Source organism: Burkholderia sp. IMCC1007 (assembly GCF_027257875.1).
Classification (GTDB): Bacteria; Pseudomonadota; Gammaproteobacteria; order Burkholderiales; family Burkholderiaceae; genus Burkholderia.
Window position 1 is genome coordinate 108,721 of sequence record NZ_JAPVQY010000015.1, and the last position, 21,182, is coordinate 129,902.

Consider the following 21,182-nt stretch of genomic DNA (forward strand, 5'->3'; position numbering starts at 1 on the left):
GGCCGCAGGGCGCGGCCGCCTGTGCATCAGGCGAGGACGCCGGCCTCGACGAGGGCCGAACGCACGACATCGTGGCAGCGCTCGTCGAGCGGCGTGAGCGGCAGCCGGATGCCGCCCTGCATCTTGCCCATCGCCTGCAGCGCCCACTTCACCGGAATGGGGTTCGCCTCGATGAACAGGTTCTTGTGCAGCGACAGCAGCTTCATGTGCAGCTCGCGCGCCGTTGCGACGTCGCCGGCCAGTGCCGCGCGGCACAGGTCGCTCATCGCGCGCGGCGCGACGTTCGCCGTTACCGAGATGTTGCCGTGGCCGCCGAGCAGCATCAGCGCGATCGCGGTCGGATCGTCACCGCTGTAGATCGCGAAATGCTTCGGCGCGGCCTTGATCAGGTGCGCGGCGCGATCGATGTTGCCCGTCGCTTCCTTCACGCCGATGATGCCCGGCACCTGCGCGAGGCGCAGCGTCGTCTCGTGCGCCATATCGGCGACCGTACGGCCCGGCACGTTGTACAGGATCACCGGCAGGTCGACCGCTTCGGCGATCGTCTTGAAGTGCCGGTACATCCCTTCCTGCGTGGGCTTGTTGTAGTAAGGCACGACCTGGAGCGTCGCGTCGGCGCCGACGGCCTTCGCGTGCTTCGTCAGCTCGATCGCCTCCGCAGTCGAGTTGCCGCCCGCGCCGGCGATGATCGGGATGCGCTTCGCCGCATGCTCGACCGCCGTGCGGATCATCAGGATGTGCTCTTCGACGCTGAGCGTTGCCGACTCGCCGCTCGTGCCGACCACGACGAGCCCGTCGGTGCCTTCCGCGATATGCCAGTCGATCAGTTTGCGGAACGCCGGCAGATCGAGACTGCCGTCTTCGAGCATCGGAGTGACGATCGCGGGGATGCTGCCGCGGATTTGAATGCCGTCTTGGGTGCCGTTAGCCATGAAACGCGATTGATTGATGTACCGGTAAACGTTGAGATTGTAGCGGATTAGCCGGGCAGTTCGTAACGTGGAATTCCCGCCCCCGCCTTCGGGGTCGCGCCCTCGCGTACTGCGCAGATGCGCTGAACGAACGCCTCGCGCGGCGCGGCGACGAAGCCGTCCTCGTACGCGACCACCCGCAGGCGGCCGCGCACCGCGTCCAGCAACTCGCCGGGGGCGAGCAAGAACGCGGGATTGGACGGTTTGCCGACCGTTTCGTTTCCTTGCGCGAAGGTTTCGTAGATCAGCACGCCGCCCGGCGCCAGTGCGTCAAGCAGATGGGGCCAGAGCGGGCGATGCAGATAATGGGTGACGATCACGGCCGAGAACGACTGCTCGACCGGCAGCGGCCATGGCGCGCCCTCGAGATCGGCGTCGCGCACGTCGACGCCGGCAATCGCGCGCAATACGGCGAGCGCGGCCGGGTCGCGGTCGACCGCGACGACCGGATGCCCGCGCGACGCGAACCAGCGCGCGTGGCGCCCGCCGCCCGCAGCGACGTCGAGCACCGCGCCGCCCGCCGGGATGAGCCCGGACCAGCGGGCGACCCAGCGCGACGGCTCGGTCTGGGCGACGTGGCCGCCCGCGGCGGCAATGACGGGTTCGCGCATGCCGTCGGCTCAGGTGTACGACAGGCCCATCGCGTCGCGCACGTCGCGCATCGTCTCGACCGCGTGCTTGCGCGCCTTGTCGCAGCCGTCCGCGACGATCGCGCGCAGCAGCGACGGATCGTCCATGTACTTCTGCGCGCGCTCGAGCATCGGCTGCTGTTCGCGCAGGATCCCTTCGACGACCGGCTGCTTGCAGTCCAGGCAGCCGATGCCCGCCGAGCGGCAGCCCTTCTGCACCCACTCGTGCGTCGCTTCGTCGGTATAGACCTGATGAAGCTGCCACACCGGGCACTTGTCGGGGTCGCCCGGATCGGTGCGGCGCACGCGCGCCGGATCGGTCGGCATCGTGCGGACCTTCTTCGTGATCGTGTCCGCGTCTTCGCGCAGGCCGATCGTGTTGCCGTACGACTTCGACATCTTCTGGCCGTCGAGGCCCGGCATCCGCGACGCTTCGGTCAGCAGCGCCTGCGGCTCGACCAGGATGATCTTGCGCGCGCCTTCGAGATAGCCGAACAGGCGCTCGCGGTCGCTCATCGACAGGCTCTGCGATTCCTGCAGCATCGCGCGCGCCTGTTCGAGCGCCTCGTCGTCGCCCTCCTGCTGATAGGCATTGCGCAGCTCGTGATAGAGCTTCGCGCGCTTGCCGCCGAGCTTCTTCGCGGCTTCGAGCGCCTTCTCCTCGAAGCCCGGCTCGCGACCGTACAGGTAGTTGAAGCGGCGCGCGATCTCGCGCGTCATCTCGACGTGCGGCACCTGGTCTTCGCCGACCGGCACGAGCGAGCCGCGATACAGCAGGATGTCGGCCGCCATCAGCACCGGATAGCCGAGGAAGCCGTAGGTCGACAGATCCTTGTCCTTGAGCTTCTCCATCTGCTCCTTGTAGGTCGGCACGCGCTCGAGCCAGCCGAGCGGCGTGCTCATGCCGAGCAGCAGCGCGAGCTCCGCATGCTCGGGCACCTTGCTCTGGATGAACAGCGTCGCCTGCGCCGGATCGATGCCGGACGCGAGCCAGTCGATCAGCACGTCCCACACGTTCTTCTCGATGACCTCGGGCGTTTCGTAGTGCGTCGTCAGCGCATGCCAGTCGACCACGCAGAAGAAACACGGGTACTCGGACTGCAGCTTCACCCAGTTTTTCAGCACGCCGTGGTAGTGGCCGAGGTGCAGCGACCCGGTGGGTCGCATGCCGGAGAAAATACGATCTGGGAACATGATTGTCGTTAGAAAAGCGAGGCGAAGGGAGACAGGATGGCACTCAGGATGCCGGCCGCGGCGCTCACGAGCGGACGCAGCCAGAAGTTCGTCAGCACGCCCGTCGCGACCAGCACGAGGACGATGATGAAACCGTACGGCTCGAGGCGCGACAGCGCGACCGATTGCTTCGGCGGCAGCAGCGCCGCCAGAATGCGGCCGCCGTCAAGCGGCGGCAGCGGGAACAGGTTCAGCACGCCGAGCACGAGGTTCGCGCTGACGCCGGCGTAGGCCATCCGCGTGAAGAACGGCTCGTCGACGCCGCTCGCGGCCAGCACGACGCTCACCACGCCCCAGATCAGCGCCTGCACGAAATTGCAGGCCGGGCCCGCAAGCGACACCCACAGGCTGCCCCAGCGCGGATCGCGCAGGTTGCGGAACGATACCGGCACCGGCTTCGCATAGCCGAACAGGAAGGCACCGCCGGTCAGGAAATACATGGCGAGCGGAATCGCGATCGTGCCGAGCGGATCGATGTGGCGCATCGGGTTGAACGACACGCGCCCCATCATGTACGCGGTGTTGTCGCCGAGCAGGCGCGCGGCATAGCCGTGCGCGGCCTCGTGCAGCGTGATCGCGAAGATCACGGGCAGCGCGTAGACGGCGATGGTCTGTATCAGGGAAGCATCCATATCGCGGTATTGTAACAAGCGCACTCGCGCAAAAATGAATGGCGCGCTTACGCGGCCGAGAGGCCGAACGGTTCGAGCGCGCCGCGCCCCGCACGCACGAGCTGCGGCGCGTCGCCGGTCAGGTCGATCACCGTCGACGGCTCGCGCGGACACGCACCGCCGTCGATCACGAGGTCGACCTGCTTCTCGAGCCGCGCGCGAATGTCCTCAGGGTCGTTGAGCGGCTCGTCGTCGGGCGGCAGGATCAGCGTCGTGCCGAGCAGCGGCTGGCCGAGCGACTCGAGCAGCGCGAGCGTGATCGCGTGATCGGGCACGCGCAGCCCGATCGTCTTGCGCGACGGGTGCGACAGCCGGCGCGGCACTTCCTTCGTCGCCTGCAGGATGAACACGTACGGGCCCGGCGTCACCGACTTGATCTGCCGATACTGCCGATTGTCCACCATCGCGAAATTGGCCAGCTCCGACAGGTCGCGCACGAGCAGCGACAGGTGCTGCTTCTCGTCGAGGCCGCGAATCCGCCGCACCCGCTCGACCGCATCCTTGTCGTCGAGATGGCACGCGAGCGCATAGCTCGAATCGGTCGGCATCGCGATGACGCCGCCCTTGCTGACGATTTCCGTCGCCTGCTTGATCAGGCGCGGCTGCGGATTATCCGGATGAATCCTGAAGAACTGGGACATGGGAGCAGGTAAAGAAGGAAGAATCGGATGCGCGCGTCGGCGGGCACCACGAACGGCAGACGGCCGATTTGCGTCAGAGCCAGCGCTCCCAGACCGGTTTCAGGTCGGGCGGCAACGGCGGCAGGCTGCCGAGCTCGATACGGCCCTCGCCCGGCGCATGAAAATCCGAGCCGCGCGACACTTCGAAGCCGAAGCGGCGTGCGACGTCCGCGTATTCGCGGTACTGGTCGGGCGTATGGCTGCCCGTGATGACCTCGATCGCGCGGCCGCCGAGATCGATGAATTCGCCGAAGAATGCGTCGAACTCGACCGGCGTATAGCGGTAGCGGCCCGGGTGCGCGACCACCGCATCGCCGCCCGCGGTGCGGATCCATGCCACCGCGTCGGGCAGCGCCGCCCAGCGGTGCGGGACGAAACCGGGCTTGCCGTCGCCGAGCAGGCGGTCGAATACGTCGGAGGTCGATGCGGCGTGGCCGTTCTCGACGAGAAAGCGCGCGAAGTGGGTGCGCGAGATCAGGTCGGGATTCGATACGTACTTCAGCGCGCCTTCGTACGCGCCCGGAATGCCGAGCGTCTCGAGCTGCGCGGCGATCGCCTGCGCGCGCGCAGCACGGCCGTGACGCGTGCGGTAGAGGCCGTCGACGAGCGTCGGGTTCGAAGGGTCGATGTTCAGCCCGACGATGTGCACGGTGCGCGACGCCCACGTGACCGAAATCTCGACGCCGCTCAGGTAACGCATCCCGAGCGCTTCCGCCTCGCTGCGCGCCGCCGCCTGACCGCCGATTTCGTCGTGGTCGGTCAGCGCCCACAGGGTCACGCCGCCGGCATGGGCGCGGCGCGCGACGTCGGCAGGCGACAGCAACCCGTCGGAAACATTCGAATGGCAGTGGAGATCAGCGTTCATTGTCGGTAGGGCAGGTGAAGCTTCATTCTACTGCAACGCGGCAATTCCGCCGCCCACCTGCCCCGCCGCTGCCGCCGCCGGCCTACGCGCAGAACGCTTCGATCAGCGCGGCGACCTGCTCGGGCTGGTCGTGATGGACCATGTGGCCGGCATCTTCGACGCGCTTTTCGCGCCAGTCCGGAAACGCGCTGAAACGCGCCTTGAACTCCGGCAGCGGGATGTCGCCGGCAAGGTACGCGAGCGTCGGCGAATTGACGGCCTCGACGTGCAGCACCTTTGCGCGCACCTTCGCCCAGACGGCCATCACCTCGTCGAGCCGGTACAGCATCGGGCCCGCCATCTTGTGTGCCGGGTCCGCCAGCAGGTGATACAGGCCGTCGTCGCCACGCTTCGACCAGTGAGCGGCGAGAAACGCGGCGCGGCGCGGATCGAGCCGCGGATTGGTCTTGATCAACCGGGCCGCCACGTCGTCGAGCGACGCGTACGGGCGCAGCACCGGCGGCTCGCGCAATTCGTCGAGCCAGCCGCGCAACCGGCGCGGCGCGTGCTCGGCTCGCGCCGGCGCCAGCCCGAATCCTTCGAGATCGACCACCCGCCGCACCCGCTCCGGCCGAGCGCCCGCGTACAGGCACACGACGTTCGCGCCCATGCTGTGCCCGACCAGGTTGACCTCGCCGGTCGGCGCATAGTGGTCGACGAGCGCGTCGAGGTCGCCCAGGTACTCGTGGAACCAGTAATGGCCGCCGCCCTGCCGCGCGACCGGCCAGTCGGACAGGCCGAAGCCACGCGCATCCGGCGCGATCACCTGCCAGTCGCCGGCGAGCGCGTCGACGACGAACTGGAACGATGCCGCGACGTCCATCCAGCCGTGCAGCATGAATAGCGTCGGCGCGTCAGGCCGGCCCCAGCGCCGCACATGCAGCCGGACGCCGCGAACCGTGACGAAATCGGAAACAGAACTCGAGGCATTCATTGCAGCCGCCAAAAAAGAATGATCGTTCGATTATAGCGACCGCCCGTTCGTTCCGGCGCTCGGGAGTGGAGGCCGGTCTCTAGCGGCAGCGCGCCCCGGGGCGCGACGACGCAGCGCCCGGGTGCCGATGATGATCGTCGGGCAAGCGCCTGCGGCCGCGCTAACCCGCGGCCTTCCCGGCTTCCGCGCCCGCGCCATCCTGCATGGCCAGTTCGTCCAGCTCCGCCTGCTCGAATCCCGCGGTACGGCGCGCATCGAAATTGAACGGGCCGCGCAGTCGCGGCGCATGGTATTGCGCGGCGAGTTCGCGGTACGCCGGCACCGGATCGCGCCCGGCCTCGTCGCACAGGTGCCGGAACCAGCGGTTGCCGATCGCGACGTGGCCGATTTCGTCGCGCAGGATCACATCGAGGATCGCCGCCGATGCATCGTCGCCCGCCTGCACGAGCCGCGCGCGAATGGGCGGCGACGCGTCGAGCCCGCGCGCCTCGAGCGTGCGCGGCACGAGCGCCATCCGCGCGAGCACGTCGGCCCGGGTCCGTTCGCACATTTCCCACAGGCCGTTGTGCGCCGGAAAATCGCCGTACACGTGTCCGAACGCGGCGAGCCGGTCGGACAGCAGCGTGAAGTGATAGGCCTCCTCGGCCGCGACCTTCAGCCAGTCCGCATAAAACGCGTCCGGCAGCCCGCGAAAGCGCCACACGGCGTCGAGCGCGAGATTGATCGCGTTGAACTCGATATGGGCGAGCGCGTGCAGCAACACCGCGCGCCCGGCGGGCGAGCGCATGCTGCGCCGCTCGAGCTGGCGCGGCTCGACGAGCGGCGGGCGCGCCGGGCGGCCGGGCAGCCCGGCCGGCTCGCTCAGGTCGAGCAACGGCGAGATCGTGGCCCGTCCGGCCAGCCATGCGTCGTACAGCGCGCGGACCTGCGCGGCCTTCGCGGCCGGCTCGGACATCTGCAGCGCGTCGAGCGCGGCGCGACGCACGCAGGCGGGCGCGGCAGCGAAAGAAGAAGACGCCATGTTCATCAAACCGGGACACCGTCCGAGCGCATCGCGGGAGCGTACGCGCGCGACGGTTTACAATATGCGTTTGCGCCGCGACGCAACGCGCCGGGCACACCAGACGCGCCATTCTACCGGCGCCCATCATCGAAGAGACCAGGAGACTCCGTGACGATCTACAAACTGGGCGATACGGCCCCGACGATCCACGAAAGCGTATTCGTCGCCGATACGGCGGCCATCATCGGCAAGGTCGTGCTCGAGGAAAATGCGAGCGTGTGGTTCGGCGCGACGATTCGCGGCGACAACGAGACGATCACGGTCGGCACGGGCAGCAACGTCCAGGAAGGCGCGGTACTGCATACCGACCCCGGCTTTCCGCTGACGATTGCCGAAAACGTGACGATCGGGCATCAGGCGATGCTGCACGGGTGCACGATCGGCGAAGGTTCGCTGATCGGTATTCAGGCGGTGGTCTTGAATGGAGCGGTCATCGGCCGCAACTGTCTGGTTGGTGCCGGCGCGGTCGTGACGGAAGGCAAGACGTTCCCGGACAACTCGCTGATTCTCGGCGCACCGGCGAAAGTCGTGCGCGAGCTGTCGGCAGACGACATCGCGCGACTGCGCGCAAATGCGAAGACGTACGTCGAGCGGCGTGCGCATTTCAAGGAGCAACTCGTGCGGATCGGGTGATACGCACGGATTTCAAGGAAGAAGAGTGAGCGACCAGTTACAGAAATTCATGTTCAATTCGGCACCGGTGCGCGGCGAGATCGTGTCGCTGCGCAACACGTGGCAAGAGGTGCTCGCGCGCCGCGACTACCCTGCCCCGGTGCGCACCGTGCTCGGCGAGATGATGGCCGCGTGCGCGCTGCTGTCCGCGAACCTGAAATTTCACGGCACCCTGATCATGCAGATCTTCGGCGACGGGCCGATCCAGATGCTGGTCGTCCAGTGCACGTCGGATCTGTCGATACGGGCCACGGCGAAGTTCGCCGGCGACTCGGCCCAGACGATCGGCGACGATACGAGCTTCGCGTCGCTCGTCAACGCGAGCGGCCACGGCCGGTGCGTGATCACGCTCGACCCGGCCGACAAGCTGCCGGGCCAGCAACCGTACCAGGGCATCGTGCCGCTGAACGGCGTCGACGGTCCGCACGAGTCGGTTTCGCAGGTGCTCGAGCATTACATGCACCACTCGGAGCAGCTCGACACGCGGCTGTGGCTCGCGGCCGATCGCGATCGCGCGGTCGGCATGCTGCTGCAGAAGCTGCCGGGCGACGGCGGCATCGTGCCGCGCAACGCCGAGACGGACGCCGACACGTGGGAGCGCGTGTGCACGCTCGGCAGCACGCTGTCCGCGAAGGAACTGCTCGAGGTCGAACCGGAAGTGGTGTTCCGGCGGCTGTTCTGGCAGGAAAACGTGCAGCACTTCGAGCCGACCGGCGCACGCTTCCAGTGCTCGTGCTCGCGCGAGAAGGTCGGCGCGATGCTGCGCATGCTGGGCCGCGACGAAGTCGACAGCGTGATCGTCGAGCGCGGCCACGTCGAAATCCACTGCGAGTTCTGCAACCAGCGCTACGAGTTCGATCCCGTCGACGTCGCCCAGTTGTTCGCCGCACCGGAGCTCGCGACCGGCATCACGCCCGCGACCGAGCAGCGTCACTGACGCGCGCGCCCGTGCCCGCGACGCGGGTGCGGGCGCATAATGACGCAAGAGCGTCGCACCCACGGCTCAGGCGCCACAGGCCCGGCCTTCGGCGCAAGCCGCTTCCCGCGGTCGGCGCGCTGCTGGAGAAACACATGGATTACCCGTTCCGCTCCGTCGTCCTGACCAGTGTCGTCGCCGGCACGCTCGCGCTCGCCGGCTGCGCGGTCCAGCCCACGTCCACGATCCTGAGCCGCCTGCCCGAAGCGGGCGCAGCGGGCGGCCAGCCGCCCGCGTTGTCGAGCGCCGAACGCAAGCGCTACGACGAGATCGACAAGCAGGTGCTGCGCGACCAGAACAACGCGATGGCGGCCGAGGCCGCCGCACGCGCGTGGTCGTATTACGCGCCGCCGCCCGTGACCGTCTATGGCGGCTATTACGGCGGCTGGGGAAACCGGTGGGGAACCGGCATCGGCTACGGTTACGGCTATCCGGGCTGGTGGTGGTAATGCTTCGGCGGGTCGATCGACGCGTGCCAGGAAATAAAAAAGCGCGGAATCTCCCGCGCTTTTTCAATGGTTCGGACCGCTGCGCTCAGTGATGAGCGGCCTTGCCCTTCTCGCCATGGTGCCGCGGCGATCTCGCGATCGACTGAGGATTCGGCACGACGCGCACGGGCGCCGCAGAGACTTCCCCGCGTGTCGAGGTGCCCGCCGGCGCGTTGTTCGGCGGGCCGGCCGGCGCATTCGGCGACACGAACTGCACGAATACTTCGCCGTCCTTCACCATCCCCATCTCGTAGCGCGCACGCTCCTCGATGGCCGCGGTGCCGCTTTGCAGATCCTGCACTTCGCCGGCGATTCGCTCGTTGCGCAGCTTCTCGTCCGCATTCTTCCGGAGCTGGTCGTCAAGCTGCTGACGCAATTCGTGCACCCGCAGCCAGCCGCCGTGTCCCCACCATAGGGGGTACTGAATGAGCGCCAGCAAGACAATCAGGACGACAGTGACAAGCCGCATGTAAGAAACGCAGATATAAGAAGCGCCGCTCCGCGCACAGGCACAGAGCGGCGTCGAGATGACGAACCCGATAGTAGCGCGTTAGCGCAGGTTATAGAAAGCCGATTTGCCCGGGTAGCTCGCGATGTCGCCGAGATCTTCCTCGATGCGCAGCAGCTGGTTGTACTTCGAGATGCGGTCGCTGCGCGACAGCGAGCCCGTCTTGATCTGACCGGCGTTCAGGCCGACCGCGATGTCCGCAATCGTCGAATCTTCCGTTTCGCCCGAGCGGTGCGAGATCACGGCCGTGTAGCCCGCGCGCTTCGCCATTTCGATCGCCGCGAACGTTTCGGTCAGCGTACCGATCTGGTTGATCTTGATCAGGATCGAGTTCGCGATGCCCTTCTCGATGCCTTCCTTCAGGATGCGCGTGTTCGTGACGAACAGGTCGTCGCCGACCAGCTGCACCTTCTTGCCGAGGCGATCGGTCAGCAGCTTCCAGCCGTCCCAGTCGCTTTCGTGCATGCCGTCCTCGATCGACACGATCGGGAACTTGTCGGCGAGCGTCGCGAGGTAGTCGGTGAATTCGGCCGACGACAGTTGCAGGCCTTCGCCCGCGAGCTGGTACTTGCCGTCGTGGTAGAACTCGGATGCCGCGCAGTCGAGCGCGAGCAGCACGTCTTCGCCCGCACGGTAGCCGGCCTTCTCGATCGCCTGCAGGATCGTCGACAGGCACTCGTCGTTGCTGCCGAAGTTCGGTGCGAAACCGCCTTCGTCGCCGACTGCCGTGCTCATGCCGCGGTCGCTCAGGATCTTCTTCAGCGCGTGGAACACTTCCGCGCCGCAACGCAGTGCTTCACGGAACGTCGGCTGGCTGACCGGGACGATCATGAATTCCTGGATGTCGAGGCTGTTGTTCGCGTGCGCGCCGCCGTTGACGATGTTCATCATCGGCACCGGCAATTGCATTGCGCCCGATCCGCCGAAGTAGCGGTACAGCGGCAGGCCTGCCTCTTCGGCAGCGGCCTTCGCGACGGCCATCGACACGGCCAGCATCGCGTTCGCGCCGAGGCGCGACTTGTTGTCGGTGCCGTCCAGCTCGAGCAGCGTCTTGTCGAGGAACGCCTGTTCCGACGCGTCGAGGCCCATGATGGCTTCGGAGATTTCGGTGTTGATGTGCTCGACTGCCTTCAGCACGCCCTTGCCGTTGTAGCGACCGGCTTCGCCGTCGCGCAGTTCGATCGCTTCGCGCGAGCCCGTGGACGCGCCCGACGGGACCGCCGCGCGGCCCATCGTGCCCGATTCGAGCAGCACGTCGCATTCGACGGTGGGGTTGCCGCGCGAATCCAGAATCTCGCGGCCGATGATATCTACGATTGCACTCATGGGTTTCCTCTGAGAATGACGATGGATTCTTCAAACTGCGACGGCACGCATGCCGGAAGCGCTTTCGCTACTGACGCGCGAAGCCGCCGCAAGGTTCATTCGATCTTTAGTTGAAGTCGTTTTCAAGAAACGGATTGCGCTTCACCGCCTGGTCGAGCGTGACGAGGGTCTCCAGCAACGCGCTCATCCGGTTCAGCGGCACCGCGTTCGGGCCGTCCGACTTCGCTTCGGCCGGATTCGGGTGCGTCTCCATGAACAGGCCCGCGACGCCCGTCGCGACCGCGGCACGTGCGAGCACCGGCACGAATTCGCGCTGGCCGCCCGAGCTCGTGCCCTGCCCGCCCGGCAACTGCACCGAATGGGTCGCATCGAACACGACCGGCGCGCTCGTCTCGCGCATGATCGCGAGCGAACGCATGTCGGACACGAGGTTGTTGTAGCCGAACGAAACGCCGCGCTCGCATGCCATGAAGCGGTCTTCCGACAGACCGGCCTCACGCGCCGCGTCGCGCGCCTTGTCGATCACGTTCTTCATGTCGTGCGGCGCGAGAAACTGGCCCTTCTTGATGTTGACCGGCTTGCCCGAACGCGCGCACGCATGGATGAAATCGGTCTGGCGGCACAGGAATGCGGGCGTCTGCAGCACGTCGACGACCGACGCGACCTGCTCGATCTCATCGATCGCGTGCACGTCGGTCAGCACCGGCAGGCCGAGCTGGCGCTTCACCTCGCCGAGGATCCGCAGACCCTCGTCCATTCCGAGGCCACGAAACGACTTGCCCGAGCTGCGATTCGCCTTGTCGTACGACGACTTGTAGATGAACGGAACGTTCAGCTTCTCGCAGATTTCCTTCAGGCGGCCGGCCGTGTCGATCGTCATTTGCTCCGATTCGACGACGCAGGTACCCGCGATCAGGAAGAAAGGCTGGTCGAGACCGACCTCGAAATCGCACAGCTTCATGCTTTCACTCCGCGCGCTTGCTTGTTGGCGAGCGCCGCTTCGACGAACGACTTGAACAGAGGATGACCATCACGCGGCGTGGACGTGAATTCCGGGTGGAACTGGACGCCGACGAACCACGGGTGCATCGAACGCGGCAGCTCCATCATTTCCGGCAGGTCCTCGCTCGGGGTACGGGCGCTGATGATAAGGCCGCCGGCTTCGAGCTGGGGCACGAAGCGGTTATTGACTTCATAACGGTGGCGATGGCGCTCGTTCACATCCTTGCCATAGATCTCCTCGGCCATCGTGCCGGGCTTGATCGGGCAACGCTGCGAGCCGAGGCGCATCGTGCCGCCCAGATCGGATTCGGCGCTGCGCATCTCGACCTTGCCTTCGCGGTCGTACCACTCGGTGATCAGCGCGACCACGCGCTCCGGCGTGTCCGGATCGAATTCCGTGCTGTTCGCCTGCTTCAGGCCGACGACGTCGCGCGCGAACTCGATCACCGCGAGCTGCATGCCGAGGCAGATGCCGAGGTACGGCACCTTCGCTTCACGCGCATAGCGGATCGCCGCGATCTTGCCTTCCGTGCCGCGACGGCCGAAACCGCCCGGCACCAGCACGGCGTCGAGATGCTTCAGGCTGTCGACACCGTTCGTCTCGACCTCTTCCGAATCGATGTACTCGATGTTGACCTTGGTGGCCGTGTGCAGCGACGCGTGACGCAGCGCTTCGATCAGCGACTTGTACGATTCGGTCAGTTCGACGTACTTGCCGACCATGCCGATCGTCACTTCGTGCTTCGGGTTCTCGAGCTTCTCGACGAGCTCCGCCCACATGCTCAGATCGGCGTCCTTCGGCGAGAGCTTCAGCTCTTCGCAGATGATCCGGTCGAGGCCCTGGTCGTGCAGCATCTGCGGAATCTTGTAGATGCTGTCGGCGTCCCACACCGAGATCACGGCGTCTTCCGGCACGTTCGAGAACATCGAGATCTTCTTCGATTCGTCGTCGGGGATGCGGCGGTCCGCACGGCACAGCAGCACGTGCGGCAGGATGCCGATCTCGCGCAGCTTCTGCACGCTGTGCTGGGTCGGCTTCGTCTTCAGCTCGCCGGCCGTCGCGACGTACGGCACGAGCGTCAGATGCACGAAGCACGCGCTGTTGCGGCCGAGGCGCAGGCTCATCTGGCGCGCGGCTTCGAGGAACGGCAGCGACTCGATGTCGCCGACGGTGCCGCCGATCTCGACGATCGCGACGTCCGGTTCGCCGCAGGTGGCCGATGCCGCCCCGCGCTCGATGAACGCCTGGATTTCGTTCGTGATGTGCGGAATCACCTGCACGGTCTTGCCGAGATAGTCGCCGCGGCGCTCCTTGCGGATCACCGATTCGTAGATCTGGCCGGTCGTGAAGTTGTTGGCCTTGCGCATCTTCGTGCTGATGAAGCGCTCGTAGTGGCCGAGGTCGAGGTCAGTCTCCGCCCCATCTTCCGTCACGAACACTTCGCCGTGCTGAAACGGACTCATCGTGCCGGGGTCGACGTTGATGTAGGGATCGAGTTTGAGGAGGGTGACTTTCAGACCGCGCGATTCGAGGATCGCGGCGAGAGAGGCGGCGGCAATACCCTTGCCGAGGGAAGAAACTACGCCGCCGGTGACGAAAACATATTTGGTCATCGCTGGATGCTCGCGGGAAAAACGGATTATACCGTAAAGCCCGCTCTTCTCTCAGTAATCGACGCGATGATCGTGCCCTTTCGCGCGGCGCCGCACCCGCCGTGCGCGCCCGCGCGAACCGGCCGGCCGGAACGCCGGAATGCGCAACCGCACCCGCGCGACGCGGTGCGCCGGACGATGCGCGTCAGGCGCGCTTCGCGAGCGCCACGCTGTCGCGCGGCCGGCCGCCCTCTTCCGCTTTCAGCGAATTCAGCATCCGCTGCAATGCGCGCGCTGTCTCGATCGGCCGCTCCATCGGGAACAGATGGCTGCCCTCGAGCCATTCGATGCGCCCGCGCGTCGCGCGGCGCGTCGCATCGAGCCCGACCTGCCGCACTTCGCGCGAACGCGTGCCGGCGAGAAAGCCGAGCGGCACCGGCGAGCCGTGCGCGAGCCGCGGGCCGAGCGTGTGCGGCAGCGTGCGGTAGATCAGGTATTCGACCTGCCGGTCGAACGCGAGCGCGCGTTCGCCGTCGGCGCCCGCCTGCGGAATGCCGTGATCGATGTAGTCGGACAGCATCCGTTCGTCCCAGCGCGCGAACGCCGGCTTGTCGTGAAAGTGTCGCCACGCTTCATCGCGGCTGGCCCAGCGCGTGCGCCGGTTGCGGGTCGCCGCGGCCGGCGACAGTCGCTCGTCGAGCCCCGCCCACTGGCTCGCGCGCAGCGCGCCGGCGCGCCAGCCCGCGATGATCGGGGAATCGATCATCACCACGCCGCGCACCCATTGCGGCTTTTTCAGCGCGGCCATCAGCGACAGGTAACCGCCGAGCGAATGGCCGACGAGCCACACCGGACGCTCGTAGCGGCTGCCGATGTCGTCGAGCAGTTGCTCGACGAGATGCGGCCAGTCGCGCGTCACCGGGTAGCGGCGATCGTGACCGATGCGCTCGATGTAGCGCAGTTCGTAGTCGTCGGCCAGTTCCGCGAAGATCGTCCGGTACGTCGAGGCCGGAAAGCCGTTCGCATGCGAAAAATGGAGGATGTCCTTCAAAAGCCGATGTCTCCTTTATCGACCGAGCGCGGGCTTCGGCACGTGCCCCGGCCCCCCGTGCTTCGCCACGTTCTTCCCGACACGCGCCGCCGCGCCGTCACCGATCCATCCAGTACCGCCGTTGCGCATCGCGATAACGCTCGAACCCGAAGCTGCCGCCGCCGGGCGCGACGTCGAATCGTACGGCCCCGTCGCGATCGGTACGCGGCAGCGGGATCCCGCGCGCTTCGTAACGCGCGAGGACCGTCCGGTGCGGATGCCCGAAGCGATTGCGATAGCCTACAGGAAATACCGCGACGCGCGGCCCGACCGAATCGAGGAAAGGCTCGATCGACGACGTGCGGCTGCCGTGGTGCGCAACGACGAGGATCTGCGCGGCGAGTGCGTCGTGCGCGTCGGCCACGAGCCGACGCTCGGCGCTCGCCTCGATGTCGCCCGTCAGCAGCGCGGACGTGCCGCCCGCGTCGACGCGCAGCACGCACGACTGTCCGTTCGACGAGCCCGCACGCACGCCGCCGGGCGGCCAGAGCATCGTGAAGACGACGCCGTCCCATATCCAGCGCTGCCCCGCCGCGCAACGCAGGCGATCGGTCACGCCGGCCGCTTCCGCATCGCGCCACAGCCGGTGTTGCGGTGTAATGCCGGCGAGCACCTGGCGCACCTCGGCTGCCGCATAAACGGCCGCCGCGCCGCCCGTGTGATCGGCGTCGGCATGGCTGAGCACCAGCGAATCGATCGTCCGGATCGCGCGCGCCCGCAACGCCGGCGCGACGATCCGCGTGCCGGCATGGCTCGACTCCGCACCCGGCCCCGCATCGAACAGCAAGACCCGATGAGCGGTCTCGACCAGCACCGACGCGCCCTGCCCGACGTCCAGCACGGTCAGCCGGAAGCCGCCCGGCGGCGGCGCATCGGGTGCCGGTGCGACGAGCGGCAGCCAGGTGAGCGGCGCCGCCCAGCGCAGCGGCCAGCCGCGCGGCATCAGCGCCCAGGCCACGCCCACGCATGCGAGCACCAGCACCGGCCAGTCGGGCATGCGCAGCCAGAACACGCCTGCCGGCCAGTCGGCGAGGTGCCCGAGCAGCGCCATCATCGGTGCGAGCGCCGCATGCGCGAGCCGGAACGCATAGGCGTCGAGCGGTGCGGGCAAGCCGATTCCGGCCAGCACGATCGGCGTCACGACGGAGCTGACCCACGGAATCGCAAACGCATTGCCGACCGGACCGGAGACCGACATCTGCGCGAACCATGCGGCCGTCAGCGGCGCGAGGCCGATCGTCACCGCGTACTGCACACGCGTCGCCTCGGCGATGCGGCGCCTCGCGCGCCCGCACCAGGCGCGCAGCCGGCGCCGGCGCTCGGCCGTTGCGGCGCCATCGATCGCGCCGTCATCGTCTTCGCCATCGCCGCCGTCGAATTCGCGCACCGCGCGCCAGCCCGCCACCGCCATCAGGATCACCGCGACCGCACCGAACGACAGCCAGAACCCGGCCGACAGCACGGCCCACGGATCGGCAAGCAGCACGCCGCCGAGCGCCGTGCACAGCACCGCGGAGATCGGCACGCTGCGCCCGGCGAGAAACGCCGCCGCACCGGTCGCGATCATCCACCACGCGCGCTGCGCCGGCACGTTGAAACCGGCGAGCGCCGCGTAGCCCGCGGCAGCCGTCAGCGCCGCGACAGACGCCACATAGGGTGCCGGCATCATCAGCGCCGCGGCGCGCCCGCGCCAGCGCAAGCGACGCCAGACCATCGACACGAACCCGCCCGCGATCGCGCCGACGAGCCCGACATGCAGGCCCGAGATTGCGACCAGATGGCTCGTGCCCGTGTTGCGCAGCACGCGCCAGTCGTCGTCGCCGATGCCCGATTGATCGCCGACCGCGAGCGCGGTGACGATGCCGCGATGATGCGCATCGCTGCCCAACGCGTCGCCGATACGCGTACGCAGCGCGTCGCGCAGCCGATCGATCGACGAATGCCACCCCGATGCGCGAGCATCGAGCAACACCGCGCGCTGCGGCGCCACGACGTAGCCGATCGCACGAATGCCGGCGGCCAGCCATGCGGCCTCGCTGTCGCGCACGCCGGGATTGGCCTCGGCATGCGGACGCTTCAGACGCACGACCAGCCGCCAGCGCTGCGCGGCGCGCAACGCGGGAATCGCATCGCGTGCGTCGGGCGGCCCATACGTGCGCCACGACAAGCGGATCAGCGGCGGAAAACGGGCCAGCCCCGCATCGTTCGACTCGACCGCGAACAAGAGCCGCGCGCCCGTGTCGTCGATCACCGGCAACCCGCTGATGACGCCCGTGACGACGATGTCGCGCCCTTCGCGCTCGACGGGAAGACTATCGCGCAGCCGCCACTCGGCGCGTGCGGCCGCATAGCCGAAGCCGATCGCGCCCGCCGCGCTCGCGCACAGCATCCAGCGCAGCGCACTGATCGCGCGGGTCCGACGGCGCCGCGCACACCATGCGAACGACGCGCCGCACACGGCGAGCACAGCCGCGCCGGCCGCCCAGACGCCCGCGCCCGGCAACGCCGGCTGCCGCTGCAGCACGACGACGCCGAGCGCGAACGCGATCCACCACACGCGCATCGCGCCTCCTCGTCCATTCGGCGCCGTCGTTGTAGATCGGGCGCCTGCCGGCAACGATTATGCGGACGAAAGTGCGAGGCGCGGCAGCGCGGCGAGCGCGTTAGCCGTTGTGGATAGGGACAGTGCGTGCGCGTCGACCCCGCGCAGCTCGGCGAGCACGTCGCCGATGCGCGGCACCTGGTCGGGCGAGTTGCGGGATTTGTACGCCCATTCGGGCGCGATGTCGGGTGCGTCCGTCTCGACGACGATCGATTCGGCCGGCAATTGCGTCGCGAGCCGGCGAATCTGCAACGCACGCGTGAAGGTCACGTTGCCGCCGAAGCCGAGATGCAGCCCTTGCGCGAGATACGCTTCGGCCTGCTGGAAACTGCCGTTGAACGCATGAGCGATGCCGCGCCGCACGCCGAAGCGGCGCAGGCCGGCGAGCACGCGGTCCTGCGACTTGCGCACGTGGCACAGCACCGGCAGGTCGAATTCGCGAGCGAGCTTGAGCTGCCCCTGATAGAAGAATTGCTGGCGGTCTTCGTCGAGGCCCGGCACGAAGTAGTCGAGGCCGATTTCGCCGATCGCGACGAAGCGCGGATCGTTGATGCTCGCCTCGATCTCCATGCGCAACCGGTCGAGATCCTCGTCGCGCGCATGCGGCGTGAACATCGGATGGATGCCGAGCGCATAGACCGCCCCCGGCGTGCGCTGCGCCAGCTCGCGCACCGTCGTGAAATTGTCGCGCCCGACGCTCGGGATCACGATGCGCGACACGCCGGCCGCGCGCGCCGCCTGCGCGACCGCGTCGCGGTCGGCATCGAATTCGGCGGCATCGAGATGGCAATGCGTATCGATCCACATGTCGGCTTTCCTGCGCCCGGGTTGCCGCGCCGGAGCCCACCAGCCGCCCCGCGCGGACGTTCGTTTACACCGGCAGCGCCGGCTCCTCGTGCAGCACGCCGTCGCGCAAGCGCATGATGCGGTCGCAGCGCGCGGCGAGCTCGGGATCGTGCGTGACGATCACGAAGCTCGTTTCGAGCGTCTCTGACAACTCGAGCATCAGGTTGAACACCGTATCGGCCGTCCCGCCGTCGAGGTTCCCGGTCGGTTCGTCGGCGAGCACGCACGCCGGCTTCGTCACCAGTGCGCGCGCGATCGCGACCCGCTGGCGTTCCCCGCCCGACAGCTCGCCCGGCCGGTGTTTCGCACGCGGGCCGAGACCGACACGCTCGAGCATCGCCTGTGCCTGCTCGCGCGCGTCCTCGGTGGTCATCCGGCGGATGCGCAGCGGCATCGCGACGTTGTCGAGCGCGGTGAATTCCGGCAGCAGGTGATGGAACTGGTAGACGAAGCCGAGCGCGCGGTTGCGCAGCTCGTTGCGCTCGCGCTCGGCGAGCTGCGTAAACGGCTTGCCGAGCAGCGACACCTCGCCCGCGCTCGGCTCGTCGAGGCCGCCGAGCACGTGCAGCAGCGTGCTCTTGCCGGAGCCCGACGCGCCCACCACCGCGAGCTTCTCGCCGCGCCGCACCGTCAGCTCGGTGTTGTTGAGCACCTGCACGTTGAAGCCGCCCTGCACGAACGCCTTCGTGATTCCGCGCGCCTGAAGCACGTATTCCTGCATACCTGCCGAATCCTGTCGGTTGTGTTGTTGTCGTGATTCCGCGAATGCGGTCGCGCGGTCATTCATAGCGGAGCGCCTCCGCAGGCTTCACCTTCGCGCCGCGCCAGCTCGGATAGAGCGTCGCGACGGCCGACAGCACGAACGCGATGAGGCCGATCCGGATCACGTCGCTCGCGACGAGCTCGGACGGCAGCTCGCTGATGAAGTACACCGACGGCGGCAGGAACTGCACGCCGAACAGATGCTCGATCATCGGGATCAGCCACGGAATGCTCCACGCGATCAGGCAGCCGAGCGCGACGCCCGTCGCGGTGCCGACGAAGCCGATCGTCACGCCCTGCACGACGAAGATCTTCATGATCGAGCCCGGCTGCGCGCCGAGCGTGCGCAGGATCGCGATGTCGGCCTGCTTGTTGGTCACGGTCATCACGAGTGACGATACGAGGTTGAACGCGGCCACCGCGATGATCAGCGTGAGGATGATGAACATCATCCGCTTCTCGATCTGGACGGCCGAGAACCACGTCTTGTTCTGCTGGGTCCAGTCGCGGATGTACAGGCTGCCCGACAGCGTATGCGACAGCTCGACCGCCACCTGCGGCGCCTTCTGCATGTCGGTGAGCCGCAGCCGCACGCCGGTCGGTGCGCTCATCCGGAACAGCGCCTCGGCATCGCGAATGTTGATCATCGCGAGCGTGCTGTCGTATTCGTAGTGGCCCGACTCGAACACGCCGACGACCGTGAACTGCTTGAGCCGCGGCATCATCCCGGCCGGCGTGATGGTGCCTTCGGGCGCGACGAGCGTGATCTTGTCGCCGACCGTCACGCCGAGGTTGCCGGCGAGCGCGTCGCCGAGCACGATGCCGAACTGGCCGGGTACGAGCGCGGCGAGCTGCCCCGCCTTCATGTCCTTGCCGATGTCCGACACCTGCGGCTCGAGCGACGGCTCGACGCCGCGCAGCATCACGCCGCTCACCGCGTCCTGGCGCGTGAGCAGCGCCTGCGCGTCGACGTACGGCGCGGCGCCGATCACCGACGGATTGCGGCGCGCTTCCTGCGCGGTCAGTTGCCAGTCGGGCATCGAACCCGTCGGCGAGAACACCTCGACGTGCGCGAGCACCGACAGCATGCGGTCGCGCACTTCCTTCTGGAAGCCGTTCATCACCGACAGCACGACGATCAGCGCCGCGACGCCGAGCGCGATCCCGAGCATCGACACGAGCGCGATGAAGGAAATGAAGCCGTTGCCGGTCGTGCGTTTGCCGGCGCGCGTGTAGCGCCAGCCGATCTGCCATTCGTACGGAAGTTTCAAGCGAATCCTTTCTGCTGGTTACGGCGGGGAGGCGGCCCGCGGCCGGACCGCCGTCCGGCGGCGCCCTGCCGACCGGGCGCGGTCGAAAAAACGGTCGCCGGACGCAAGCGGGCCGTCAGCCGGCCCGATCACGCGCGCAGTTTGCCATACAATGCGCACCATCATGCACGACCGACGCCTCCATTTTCTCGTTCCGTTCGCGCTGCCCTCGGCGGCCGATGCGGCCTCGTCCCTGCACACCCTGGACAGTCCCGCGCTCGAAAAGTTGCTCGCCCGCGCGAGTGTCGTCGAGCGCGTGACCGGCGAAGACTTCCAGCGCACGCTGCCGCACGAGCGCTGGCTGGCCCGCCAGTTCGGCGCGACCCAGGGCAACGCCGCCGACGAGGCGCCGCTCGCGCCCTACATGCTGCTGGCGGACGGCGGCGACCCGGGCAACCACGCCTGGGCCTGCGTGGAGCCTGTGCACGTCGAAATCGCGCACGACCACCTCGTGCTCGTCGATCCGTCGAGCCTCGCGCTCGACGACGGCGACGCGGCCGCATTGCTGGCCGTCGCGCGCCCGCTGATCGAGGAGCTCGGCGTGCGGCTCGAAGCGCCGCAGCCGACGCGCTGGTATCTGTCGAGCGAACAGCTCGCCCGCCTCGCCGGCGCCGCGCCGCTGCGCGCCAGCGGCCGCAACATCGAGATCTGGCTGCCGCACGAGGCGCACACCGGCGAACGCTCGCGGATGTGGATGAAGCTGCAGAACGAGGTGCAGATGGCCTGGTTCCAGCATCCGGTCAACGAGGCCCGCGAAGCGCGCGGCCTGCCCGCCGTCAACACCATCTGGTTCCATTCGCAAGGCACGCTGAAGCCCGTCGGCAAGCCGTTCGCGCGCGTGCTGTCCGCATCGCCCGCGGCGCTCGGTCTCGCGCGCGCCGCGGCCGCCGACGCGGATGCGCCGCCGGCCGCGTTCGGCGCG

General features: G+C 67.8%; 21 protein-coding genes. 4 read left to right on the top strand and 17 right to left on the bottom strand.

The window, feature by feature from the left end:
- Positions 1–26 precede the first annotated feature (26 nt).
- From dapA to O1Q03_RS16205, 8 genes are all read right to left on the bottom strand, one after another.
- Entirely contained in the window at positions 27–932 is a 906-nt protein-coding gene (gene dapA, locus O1Q03_RS16170) for a 4-hydroxy-tetrahydrodipicolinate synthase (RefSeq protein WP_175689003.1), read from the bottom strand.
- A gap of 47 nt (positions 933–979) precedes the next feature.
- Positions 980–1,582 (bottom strand): class I SAM-dependent methyltransferase, encoded by a 603-nt coding sequence (locus O1Q03_RS16175; protein WP_269504671.1) that lies wholly within the window; start codon positions 1,580–1,582, stop codon positions 980–982.
- Between the two features lie 9 nt (positions 1,583–1,591).
- Positions 1,592–2,794: a tryptophan--tRNA ligase gene (locus tag O1Q03_RS16180; protein ID WP_269504672.1), complete on the bottom strand. Its 1,203-nt coding sequence runs from the start codon at positions 2,792–2,794 to the stop codon at positions 1,592–1,594.
- 8 nt (positions 2,795–2,802) lie between these two features.
- Positions 2,803–3,465: a site-2 protease family protein gene (locus tag O1Q03_RS16185; protein ID WP_269504673.1), complete on the bottom strand. Its 663-nt coding sequence runs from the start codon at positions 3,463–3,465 to the stop codon at positions 2,803–2,805.
- 47 nt (positions 3,466–3,512) lie between these two features.
- Positions 3,513–4,145 carry an L-threonylcarbamoyladenylate synthase gene (locus O1Q03_RS16190; protein WP_269504675.1) on the bottom strand — a complete coding sequence of 211 codons (633 nt, stop codon included), beginning with the start codon at positions 4,143–4,145 and terminating at the stop codon, positions 3,513–3,515.
- Positions 4,146–4,218: 73 nt separating this feature from the next.
- Entirely contained in the window at positions 4,219–5,049 is an 831-nt protein-coding gene (locus tag O1Q03_RS16195; RefSeq protein WP_269504676.1) for a 3',5'-nucleoside bisphosphate phosphatase, read from the bottom strand.
- A gap of 82 nt (positions 5,050–5,131) precedes the next feature.
- Entirely contained in the window at positions 5,132–6,022 is an 891-nt protein-coding gene (locus tag O1Q03_RS16200; RefSeq protein ID WP_269504677.1) for an alpha/beta fold hydrolase, read from the bottom strand.
- A gap of 160 nt (positions 6,023–6,182) precedes the next feature.
- The gene (locus O1Q03_RS16205; protein ID WP_269504678.1) at positions 6,183–7,049 is read right to left on the bottom strand and encodes a ferritin-like domain-containing protein; all 867 of its coding nucleotides are present in this window, start codon (positions 7,047–7,049) and stop codon (positions 6,183–6,185) included.
- A 144-nt stretch (positions 7,050–7,193) separates the two neighbouring features.
- Here O1Q03_RS16205 and O1Q03_RS16210 point away from each other — a divergent pair, with 144 nt between their 5' ends.
- The 3 genes from O1Q03_RS16210 to O1Q03_RS16220 all read left to right on the top strand — a co-directional run bounded on the left by O1Q03_RS16210 (position 7,194) and on the right by O1Q03_RS16220 (position 9,182).
- Positions 7,194–7,718 (top strand): gamma carbonic anhydrase family protein, encoded by a 525-nt coding sequence (locus O1Q03_RS16210; RefSeq protein WP_269504679.1) that lies wholly within the window; start codon positions 7,194–7,196, stop codon positions 7,716–7,718.
- A gap of 25 nt (positions 7,719–7,743) precedes the next feature.
- Complete coding sequence (gene hslO, locus O1Q03_RS16215; protein ID WP_269504681.1) at positions 7,744–8,694, top strand: Hsp33 family molecular chaperone HslO; 951 nt, start codon at positions 7,744–7,746, stop codon at positions 8,692–8,694.
- A 134-nt stretch (positions 8,695–8,828) separates the two neighbouring features.
- Positions 8,829–9,182, top strand: a complete 354-nt coding sequence (locus O1Q03_RS16220) for a hypothetical protein (protein ID WP_269504682.1) — start codon at positions 8,829–8,831, stop codon at positions 9,180–9,182.
- Positions 9,183–9,267: 85 nt separating this feature from the next.
- Here the strand turns inward: O1Q03_RS16220 and ftsB are convergent, their stop codons facing one another.
- The 9 genes from ftsB to O1Q03_RS16265 all read right to left on the bottom strand — a co-directional run bounded on the left by ftsB (position 9,268) and on the right by O1Q03_RS16265 (position 20,221).
- Positions 9,268–9,690 (bottom strand): cell division protein FtsB, encoded by a 423-nt coding sequence (gene ftsB, locus O1Q03_RS16225; protein ID WP_269504683.1) that lies wholly within the window; start codon positions 9,688–9,690, stop codon positions 9,268–9,270.
- Positions 9,691–9,771: 81 nt separating this feature from the next.
- Positions 9,772–11,055, bottom strand: a complete 1,284-nt coding sequence (eno, locus tag O1Q03_RS16230; protein WP_006478406.1) for a phosphopyruvate hydratase — start codon at positions 11,053–11,055, stop codon at positions 9,772–9,774.
- Between the two features lie 106 nt (positions 11,056–11,161).
- Complete coding sequence (gene kdsA, locus O1Q03_RS16235) at positions 11,162–12,016, bottom strand: 3-deoxy-8-phosphooctulonate synthase (RefSeq protein WP_269504686.1); 855 nt, start codon at positions 12,014–12,016, stop codon at positions 11,162–11,164.
- On the bottom strand, positions 12,013–13,671 hold the full coding sequence (locus tag O1Q03_RS16240; RefSeq protein ID WP_269504687.1) for a CTP synthase: 1,659 nt from the start codon (positions 13,669–13,671) through the stop codon (positions 12,013–12,015). The genes kdsA and O1Q03_RS16240 overlap by 4 nt, the downstream gene beginning before the upstream one ends.
- A gap of 184 nt (positions 13,672–13,855) precedes the next feature.
- Positions 13,856–14,701, bottom strand: coding sequence for an alpha/beta fold hydrolase (locus O1Q03_RS16245; RefSeq protein WP_269504689.1), 846 nt, complete (start codon positions 14,699–14,701; stop codon positions 13,856–13,858).
- A 97-nt stretch (positions 14,702–14,798) separates the two neighbouring features.
- A complete protein-coding gene (locus tag O1Q03_RS16250; protein ID WP_269504690.1) occupies positions 14,799–17,303 on the bottom strand; it encodes a DNA internalization-related competence protein ComEC/Rec2 in 2,505 nt (834 codons plus the stop codon).
- Positions 17,304–17,360: 57 nt separating this feature from the next.
- Positions 17,361–18,149, bottom strand: a complete 789-nt coding sequence (locus O1Q03_RS16255; RefSeq protein WP_269504691.1) for a TatD family hydrolase — start codon at positions 18,147–18,149, stop codon at positions 17,361–17,363.
- A gap of 64 nt (positions 18,150–18,213) precedes the next feature.
- Complete coding sequence (gene lolD, locus O1Q03_RS16260) at positions 18,214–18,975, bottom strand: lipoprotein-releasing ABC transporter ATP-binding protein LolD (protein WP_442865801.1); 762 nt, start codon at positions 18,973–18,975, stop codon at positions 18,214–18,216.
- Positions 18,968–20,221: a lipoprotein-releasing ABC transporter permease subunit gene (locus O1Q03_RS16265; RefSeq protein ID WP_269504693.1), complete on the bottom strand. Its 1,254-nt coding sequence runs from the start codon at positions 20,219–20,221 to the stop codon at positions 18,968–18,970. Before O1Q03_RS16265 ends, lolD begins: the two co-directional genes overlap by 8 nt.
- Positions 20,222–20,372: 151 nt before the next feature.
- Here O1Q03_RS16265 and O1Q03_RS16270 point away from each other — a divergent pair.
- Positions 20,373–21,182, top strand: an 810-nt coding sequence (locus tag O1Q03_RS16270) for a regulator (protein ID WP_269504694.1), incomplete at its 3' end; no start/stop codon positions are given.